Origin of the sequence: Kitasatospora sp. NPDC094016 (genome assembly GCF_040304045.1) — a bacterium.
Classification (GTDB): Bacteria; Actinomycetota; Actinomycetes; order Streptomycetales; family Streptomycetaceae; genus Kitasatospora.
On sequence record NZ_JBEOUK010000037.1, the window covers coordinates 35,740 to 44,381 of the forward strand.

The following is an 8,642-nucleotide window of genomic DNA, read 5'->3' on the forward strand; positions in this document are numbered from 1 at the left end:
ATGGCGGCGGCCGCCTGGCTGCTGGCGGCGGTCTTCCTGCTCCCGTACCTGGAGATGGCCGTCACCGCGCTGCGCCCCGCCGACGAGCTGCGCGACGCGGGCTACCTGCCGCACCACCCCGCCTGGTCCAACTTCGTCGACGTCTGGCGCGAGTCGACGCTCGGCGCCAACCTCAAGGTCACCCTGCTGGTCGCCGGCGGCTCCACCGTGCTGGCGCTGCTGGTCGCGCTGCCCGCCGCCTACTGCACCGCGCGGTTCAGGTACCGGGGCCGCAAGCTCTTCCTGCTGCTCGTGCTGGTCACCCAGATGTTCCAGCCGACCTCGCTGCTGGTGGGCCTCTACCGCGAGTTCTACCAGCTGGACATGCTCAACTCGGTCTGGACGCTGATCCTCTGCAACGCCGCCTTCAACCTGGCCTTCGCCGTCTGGATCCTCACCGCCTACATCGGCTCGATCCCGGTCGAGTTGGAGGAGGCCGCGCTGCTCGACGGCCTCGGCCGGCTCGGGGCGCTGCGCCGGGTGGTGCTGCCGCTGGCCATGCCGGGCGTGGTCACCGCGGTGATCTTCACCTTCATCTCGGCCTGGAACGAGTTCGTGATGGGCCTGACCCTGTCGACGGCCCCGGAGAGCCAGCCGCTGACCGTCGGCATCAACGGCTTCATCGGCAACTACACCGTGGAGTGGAACTACCTGTTCGCCGGATCGGTCGTCGCGATCGTGCCGGTCGTGGTGCTGTTCGCCGTCATCGAGCGCCACGTGGTCTCCGGGCTGACCGCCGGATCGGTCAAGTAGCCCCGGCCGTCCGGGGCGTCGGGAACGGCGACCCTGCCATTGACATGGACCGGCCACAACTGTGAATGTTGCTTGTATTCCCCCATGTTCAAGCAGCTTCGCGCAGTAAGTGAACATCTCTTGCTCATCCGACGGGAGAACACACCGTGCGCTTGGTACGACCTCGCCTCCGCCGGGCCGCCCTCACCGTGGCCCTCACCAGCATCGCCGCCGTGGCCGGGCCCACCCTGCCGGCCCGCGCCGCCACCCCCGGCTCCGCCGTCCTCGACGGCAGCCACCAGAGCACCACCTGGCAGAGCCCCACGTACGCCAAGGGCACCCTCGGCGGCGCCTCCTCCTGCCCGTCCGCCGCCCAGGACCCGGACGGCACGGTCTGCGGCCGCTTCGACCTGACCGTCGACGCGCCCGCCGGCTACTGGGACGACAACCCCGAGGGCGGCGTCCCGCTCTCGATCCAGTGGCAGAACCCCACCGACGACTTCGACCTCTACATCTACGACGCCAACGGCAAGGAGGTCGCCGAGAGCGCGGGCACCGCCAACCCCGAGGCGACCGTCATCCCGAAGGCCTCGGGCACCTACCACGTCCTGGTCGTCCCCTACGACGTGCACGGCGGCTCCTTCACCGGCCGCGCCTACCTGCCGCAGACCGCCGACGCGGGAAACCTCACCTCCTTCTCCGGCGGCCAGGGCAGCTACGACATCGCCGCCGGCACCCTCAAGGCCAAGGTCGACTTCCTCGCCGACGACCAGTTGCGGCTGCGCGCCGCCCCGGACGGCGTGCTCACCGACCCGGCCGGCAGCACGATCATCCGCAAGCAGCCCGAACTCCAGCGCAGCACCTCGTCGTTCGACGCCGGCGACTACTACGGCATCCGCTCCAAGGGCCAGGTGCTGAGGGTCTACAAGCACCCCCTGAGGTTCGGCCTGTACAAGGCCGACAACCGCACCGCCGTCTGGCAGGAGGACGCCCCGCTGCGCTGGTCCACCAGCGGGCTGCGGCAGAGCCTGGTCCGCGGCGCCGACGAGCAGTTCTTCGGCGGCGGCGAGCAGAACGGTTCCTTCTCCCACCGGGACAAGACCGTCCACGTCGCCAACAGCACCAACTGGAACGAGGGCGGCTACAACAACTCGCAGCCGTTCTACATCTCCACCGCCGGCTACGGCGTCTTCCGCAACACCTTCGCGCCGGGCACCTACGACTTCGGCTCGCCCGTGCGCACCGGACAGCAGGAACGGCGCCTGGACGCCTACTACTTCACCGGTGACGTCAAGTCGGTGATCGGCAAGTACACCACCCTGGTCGGCAAGCCCTTCATGCCGCCCGTCTACGGTCTGGAGCCCGGCGACTCCGACTGCTACCTGCACAACGCCAACCGCGGCGAACGCCACACCACCGAGGCGCTCAAGGTCGCCGACGGCTACGTGCAGAACCAGATGCCGCTCGGCTGGATGCTCGTCAACGACGGCTACGGCTGCGGCTACGAGAACCTCGCCCAGACCGGCGAGGGCCTGCGCAAGGACCACGCCCAGCTCGGGCTCTGGACCCAGAACGGCCTGCCCGACCAGGCCGCCGAGGTCAAGGCCGGCGCGCTGGTGCGCAAGCTCGACGTCGCCTGGGTCGGCAACGGCTACGACTTCGCGCTGAACGCCTGCGACCAGGCCAAGGCCGGCATCGAGGACGGCAGCAACGCCCGCGGCTTCGTCTGGCTGCCCGTCTCCTGGGCCGGCGCCCAGCGCTGCGGCGTCCTGTGGAGCGGCGACCAGAGCCTGTCCTGGGACTACATCCGCTGGCAGATCCCCACCTACGCCGGCGCCACCATGTCCGGCATCGCCTACAACACCGGCGACGTCGGCTCCATCTACCGCCGCGACCCGAAGATGTACACCCGCGACCTCCAGTGGAAGTCCTTCCTCCCGGCCATCATGACCATGGACGGCTGGGCCAGGGACATGGCCGGCAAGGAGCAGCGCGACCAGCAGCCCTGGCTGGACGGCGAGCCCTACACCTCGATCAACCGCAAGTACCTCCAGCTGAAGGAGCGGCTGCTGCCGTACATGTACACGCTGTCGGCGGAGGCCACCAGGACGGGCATCGGCGCGGTGCGTCCGCTCGCCCTGGAGTACCCGGACGACCCGGCGGCCCTCGGCCCGAACGCCACGTACGAGTTCCTGGCCGGGCCGGACTTCCTCGTCGCACCGGTCTACTCGGACACCTCGGTGCGCGACGGCATCTACCTGCCCAAGGGCACCTGGACCGACTACTGGACCGGGCGCACCTACCAGGGCCCCACCACGATCAACGGCTACTCCGCGCCGCTGGACACCCTGCCGCTGTTCGTCAAGGGCGGCTCGATCGTGCCGATGTGGCCCGAGGGCACGCTGTCCTGGGAGAACCGGGACCGCACCCGGCTCGACTACGACCTCTACCCGCAGGGCGACTCCTCCTACACCCTGTACGAGGACGACGGCGTCACCCGCGGCTTCGCCGCCGGCGCCTCGGCCACCCAGCGGGTGGACGTCCGCGCCCACGGGCCGGTCACCGTCGTCAAGGTCGGTGCCAGCGTGGGGAGTTACACCGGAAAGCCGGCCGAGCGGGGGTACCGCTTCACCGTGCACGGCAAGCCCACCCCGCGCCTGGTCGTCACGCAGGGCGGACCGCTGCCCCGGCTGGACTCCGCGGCGGCGCTCGACTCGGCCGCCTCGGGCTGGTACTACGACGCCGCGACCGGGGTCACTCAGGTCAAAACGCCCACCGTCGCCACCGACCACGGCTTCTCCGTCGAACTGATCCACGGCGGCCGCTGACCGGCCGGACGCCGCAGGGCCCCCTCGCGAACCGCTGCAAGGGGGCCCTGCGGCGTTCCGGGGCCGTCGTGTCCGGGGCCGTCGTGTCCGGGGCATTTCCCGGCCCGGCTCCGTCCCGTAGCGTGGCGGGGGTGAACGCGAACTCGTCCACCCCCGCCCGGTACGACGCCGTGATCGTCGGCGGCGGCCACAACGGGCTGGTGGCCGCCGCCTACCTCGCCCGGGCCGGACGCCGGGTCCTACTGCTGGAACGGCTGCCCCGGGTCGGCGGGGCCGCCGTCTCCGCCCGGGCGTTCCCGGGCGTGGACGCCCGGCTGTCGCGCTACTCCTACCTGGTCAGCCTGCTGCCGCGGAAGATCGTCCAGGAACTGGGCCTGCGGCTCGACCTGCGGCGCCGCCGGATCGCCTCGTACACGCCGACCGTCCGGGACGGGAAGCCCACCGGCCTGCTGGTGGACGCCGCCGACCCCGGCCGGACCGCGGAGGCGTTCCGGGCGCTCACCGGAACCGACCGGGAGTGGGAGGCCTGGCAGCGCTTCTACGGCATGACCGGGCAGGTCGCCCGACGGGTCTTCCCGACCCTCACCGAGCCGCTGCCCGAACGTGCCGAACTGCGCCGGCGGATCGCCGACGACGACGCCTGGACCACCCTGTTCGAACGGCCGCTCGGCGAGACGATCGAACGGACCTTCAGCGACGACCTGGTTCGCGGGATCGCCCTGACGGACGCGCTGATCGGCACCTTCACCCACGCCCACGACCCCTCGCTCCGGCAGAACCGCTGCTTCCTCTACCACGTGATCGGCAACGGGACGGGCGACTGGGACGTCCCGGTCGGCGGCATGGGCGCGGTGACGGACGCGCTGGCCGGGGCGGCCCTGGCCGCCGGCGCCGAGATCCGCACCGGGTGCGAGGTCACCGCCATCGCCACCGACGGCCACGGCGACGCCGAGGTGACGTACCGCCACCAAGGCGGCGAGGCCACCGCGGCGGGCCGCCGGGTGCTGGTCAACGCCGCCCCGGCCACCCTGGCCCGACTCCTCGGCGAGGAGCCCGGGCCCGCGCCCGAGGGCGCCCAGCTGAAGGTCAACCTGGTGCTGCGCCGGCTGCCGCGGCTCCGGGACACCGGCGCGGACCCCCGGGAGGCCTTCGCGGGCACCTTCCACATCGCCGAGGGCTACCGGCAGTTGGAGGCCGCCTACGCCGAGGCGGCGGCCGGCGGGATGCCCTCCGCGCCCCCGTCGGAGATCTACTGCCACACCCTCACCGACCCCACCATCCTGGGCCCCGAAGCCGTCCGCCAGGGCCTCCAGACGCTGACCCTGTTCGGCCTGCACATGCCCGCCCGGCTGTTCACCGACCCGGCCGCCAAGGAGCGCGCCCTGGCGGCCAGTCTGGCCCAACTGGACGAGGTGCTGGCCGAACCGATCGCCGACTGCCTCGCGCCGGACGCCACCGGCCGGCCCTGCGTGGAGGCCAAAACCCCGCTCGATCTGGAACGGGAGATCGGCCTGCCCGGCGGCCACATCTTCCACCGGGACCTCTCCTTCCCGTTCGCGACCGGGCCGGTGGACGGCCCCGCCGCCCGCTGGGGCGTGGCGACGGCCCACCCGAACGTCCTGCTGTGCGGCGCGGGCGCCGTCCGCGGCGGCGGAGTCAGCGGCATCCCCGGCCACAACGCCGCCCGGGCCGCCCTCGAAGCCCTGTCCGACTAGGCCCTGTCAGCCCTGTTCGGCGTCGGCCTCGGCGGTGGTCCTCAGGTCGTGCAGCCACCCGTCGAGGCCCTGGCGCAGGATCGCGGTGGCGGCGGGGACGTCCGCGTCGACCTGGGGGCCGGTGTGGGTCTCCTCGGTGCTCACCCGGACGCCGCCCCTGACCCGGGTGAAGTTCCACACGTGGACGCCGTCGATGTGCAGCCCCTCGGCGACGGCGGGGCCGGTCCAGCGGAGGCAGGACTCCCGCTGGAGCTGCTGGACGGTCGAGACGATCTCCAGGCTGGTGGCGGTGGTCGCGGGGTTGGGCGGGAGCGGGGTCGTCCACCGGAACGCCGAGCCCGGGCGCAGGCGGCCGTCGTCGAGGCGCTCCGCGCTCGTGACGGGGCCCTGCCAGGACGGCCAGCGCTCCACGTCGGTCTGCAGCTTCCAGATGGTGTGCAGCGGCGCGTGGATCACCGTCTCGGCCCGGTAGCGGACCTGGGCCCGGGGGTCGACGCCCTGGCCGTGGCAGGTCAGGGAGGTGGCGGGGTGCGAGTTGGCGGCCCCGGCGGGCGCCGCCGCGGCGCCGAGGAGGCTGACGACGAGCGGGACGGCGAACAGGGCGGCGCGGACGCCGGTGCTGCGGGTGCCGGACATGGGTTCCCCTTGGTCGGGTGTCAGTTGGTGGGCGGGCGTTGCCCGTCGAGCTGCGAACGCGGCTGTCATGGCCCCGCGCTCGATAGATGCTTGCGCGTTCGTTATAAGCTATAACGCAGACTCGCGAGAGGTCAACAGCTTTCGTGACACCCTCTAACCAGAGGCCCGGACGGCGAGCGGCGGAGCGCCCCCAAACTCTCCTTATGGGACGGAACGTGTCGAACTCCGGACCCTACGTGACCATCACCCCCGCCCCGGACGGCGCGACACCGAGCCGCCGGGCCATAAGTCCTGCTTGGCGAGGGGCCTATGAACCGTCGTTGGACGCGGCGGCGCGATCGGCTCGATGTTGGCCGCATGACGTCTCCCGCCGCGTCCGACGCGGCCGCCGTGAACCAGAGCAGCACCCCGCACGAGATCGCCGTGGTGGGCGCAGGCGCCGCCGGCACCCTCACGGCGCTGCGCCTGCTCCACCACGCGGCCGCCGGGAGACCCGCACCGGCCCGGATCCGGCTCATCGACCCCGGGCCCGCGGGCCCGGGGCTGGCGTTCGGCACCGACGCGCCGCACCACCTGCTGAACGTCCGGGCCGGCCAGATGAGCGCCCACCGGGACGACCCCGGCCACTTCGTGCGCTGGCTCGGCGACCGCGGCGGCGAGCACGACTTCGTCCCCCGGCGCCTCTTCGGCCGCTACCTCGCCGAGAGCCTGGCGGCGGCGGCCGACCGCCCCGGCACCCCCGACCTGGTCCGGGTGCCCGACCGCGTCGTCGGGCTCACCCACCGACCGTCGGCGACCACCCCGCCGCTGCGCCTGTGGCTGCGCGACGGGCCGCCGCTCGACGTCGACGCGGCGGTGCTGGCCCTGGGCAACTTCGCACCCGGCCACACCTGGGCACCGCCGGGGCTGCGCGACTCCGGGCGGTTCCTGGCCGACCCCTGGGCACCCGGCGCCCTGGCGGCCGTCCCCGAGAACCGCGACGTCCTGCTCGTCGGCACCGGCCTGACCATGGTCGACATGGCGCTCAGCCTGCAACGCCCCGGACGCGTCGTCCACGCCCTGTCCCGGAACGGCCTGGTCCCCCGACCGCACGCCGCCACCCCGCTCACCACCCCGGACGCACCGGCCGTCCCGCGGCTCGACGCCCGTGCGGGGCTGCCCGCGCTGCGCCGGGCGGTGCTGTGCCAGATCGCCCGCTGCCGCCGCGTCCACGGCGACTGGCGGGCCGGGGTCGACAGCCTCCGCCCCCTCACCAGCGCCCTGTGGCAGCAGCTCCCGCCCGCCGACCAGGCCCGGCTGCTGGCCCGGGACCTCCGGCTCTGGGAGACCCACCGCCACCGGATCCCGCCGGTCAGCGCCAGGGCCCTGCGCGCCGCCGTCGACGCGGGTCTGGTCAGCATCGGCCGGGGCACCGTGTCCGACGCCAAGACCACCGCGGACGGCCCCGGCGAGGTGGCCGAGGTCATCGACGTGTGGCTGGACGACGGCCGCGCGCTGCGGGTGGGGGCGCTGCTGAACTGCACCGGCTCCGAGGCCGAACTCACCCGGGTCGACGACCCGCTGATCACCGACCTGCTCACCACCGGCCTCGGCTCCCCCGCCCCCGTCGGCGGCGGCTTCGACACCGCCGCCGACGGCCGCCTCCTCCCCACCGGCGGCCGGGCGCCGGCGCCGCTGTGGACGCTGGGGTCGCTGCGGCGCGGCAACCTGCTGGAGACCACCGCCATCCCGGAGATCCGCTGCCAGGCCGACGACCTCGCCCTGCTGCTGGGCCACGGCGCGGCGGGAACGCCGAGCGGGCCGGGAGCGCCGAACGGAGCGGTACCGGCCCGCTGAGCGGACACGCACGTCAGCGGCCCGCGGCGCGACCGGACGCGCCGCGGGCCGCGGTCGTACCCGGCCGGGCCCGGTCAGGCCTGGCCGGTCGTCGAGAGCACCACCACCTTCGTCACCGAGCCGTCGTCCCCGACGACGTCGCGCAGGTGCCGGAAGCCCAGCCGCCGGGACATCGCCAGGCTCGGGGCGTTCTCCGCACCCACCATGCCGTAGACCTCCTTGAGCCCCAACTCATCGGCGGCGTAACGGACCAGACCGCGGACCACCTCGGTGCCCAGGCCCCGGCCCCAGAACTCCGGGGCGAGGGCGGTGACCAGCTCGTGGCCGTCGACGTTCCCGGTCTTCTTCACCTCGGCGTGGCCCGCGTACCTCCCGTCCAGCCACAGGCCCCACACGTCGAAGAGCTGCTGCGGGTACACGTCGGTCAGGATCGCGCGGAACAGCGCGCGGATCTGCGGCTCGGGCACCAGGTCCTGGCCCATCCAGCTGCACACGTCAGCGTCGCGGAGGAGGGAGACGAAGGCGTCCTCGTCCTCGGCCCGGTAGGGGATGAACTCCAGGTGTTCGGTGCGCAGCGAAGGGGTCACGGTCAGCTCCTCGGGGTTGTCGTGGGACGGGCGTGCTGCGGCCGGTCAGGATCCGGCGTTCTCCATGCGCTCGCGCAGGCTCCGCGGCCGCATGTCGGTCCACACCTCGTCGACGTAGGCGGTGCACTCCGCCTCGCTGCCCTCCTGGCCGACGGGCTGCCAGCCGGCGGGCACGTCGAGGTCGACCGGCCAGAGGGAGTACTGCTCCTCGTCGTTGCGCAGCACCTGGTAGCGGGTGTTCTCGTCCATGTCGTACTCCTTCGTCGTTG

General features: G+C 73.1%; 7 protein-coding genes. 4 read left to right on the forward strand and 3 right to left on the reverse strand.

Features of this window, described 5'->3' with window-relative positions; all coding sequences use genetic code 11:
- The 3 genes from ABT015_RS28085 (at nucleotide 1) to ABT015_RS28095 (ending at nucleotide 5,314) form a co-directional block, all read left to right on the forward strand.
- A complete protein-coding gene (locus tag ABT015_RS28085; protein WP_063351631.1) occupies nucleotides 1-792 on the forward strand; it encodes a carbohydrate ABC transporter permease in 792 nt (263 codons plus the stop codon).
- Nucleotides 793-944: 152 nt separating this feature from the next.
- The gene (locus ABT015_RS28090) at nucleotides 945-3,599 is read left to right on the forward strand and encodes a glycoside hydrolase family 31 protein (protein ID WP_350883858.1); all 2,655 of its coding nucleotides are present in this window, start codon (nucleotides 945-947) and stop codon (nucleotides 3,597-3,599) included.
- A gap of 131 nt (nucleotides 3,600-3,730) precedes the next feature.
- Nucleotides 3,731-5,314, forward strand: coding sequence for a phytoene desaturase family protein (locus ABT015_RS28095; protein ID WP_350883860.1), 1,584 nt, complete (start codon nucleotides 3,731-3,733; stop codon nucleotides 5,312-5,314).
- Between the two features lie 6 nt (nucleotides 5,315-5,320).
- Here ABT015_RS28095 and ABT015_RS28100 read toward each other — a convergent pair whose 3' ends face one another.
- Entirely contained in the window at nucleotides 5,321-5,950 is a 630-nt protein-coding gene (locus tag ABT015_RS28100) for an SRPBCC family protein (protein WP_350883862.1), read from the reverse strand.
- A gap of 357 nt (nucleotides 5,951-6,307) precedes the next feature.
- Here ABT015_RS28100 and ABT015_RS28105 point away from each other — a divergent pair, with 357 nt between their 5' ends.
- Entirely contained in the window at nucleotides 6,308-7,786 is a 1,479-nt protein-coding gene (locus tag ABT015_RS28105) for an FAD/NAD(P)-binding protein (protein ID WP_350883864.1), read from the forward strand.
- 74 nt (nucleotides 7,787-7,860) lie between these two features.
- On the opposite strand, the gene ABT015_RS28110 is transcribed toward ABT015_RS28105, so the two are convergent.
- Together ABT015_RS28110 and ABT015_RS28115 are read right to left on the reverse strand one after the other, a co-directional pair.
- Nucleotides 7,861-8,373, reverse strand: coding sequence for a GNAT family N-acetyltransferase (locus tag ABT015_RS28110; RefSeq protein WP_350883866.1), 513 nt, complete (start codon nucleotides 8,371-8,373; stop codon nucleotides 7,861-7,863).
- Between the two features lie 45 nt (nucleotides 8,374-8,418).
- Entirely contained in the window at nucleotides 8,419-8,622 is a 204-nt protein-coding gene (locus ABT015_RS28115) for an MbtH family protein (protein WP_350883868.1), read from the reverse strand.
- Between the last annotated feature and the right edge of the window lie 20 nt (nucleotides 8,623-8,642).

Coding starts and splice junctions, on each gene's coding strand:
- ABT015_RS28085 (WP_063351631.1), top strand. CDS start 1: ATGGCGGCGGCCGCCTGGCTGCTGGCGGCGGTCTTCCTGCTCCCGTAC.
- ABT015_RS28100 (WP_350883862.1), bottom strand. CDS start 5,950: ATGTCCGGCACCCGCAGCACCGGCGTCCGCGCCGCCCTGTTCGCCGTC.
- ABT015_RS28105 (WP_350883864.1), top strand. CDS start 6,308: ATGACGTCTCCCGCCGCGTCCGACGCGGCCGCCGTGAACCAGAGCAGC.
- ABT015_RS28115 (WP_350883868.1), bottom strand. CDS start 8,622: ATGGACGAGAACACCCGCTACCAGGTGCTGCGCAACGACGAGGAGCAG.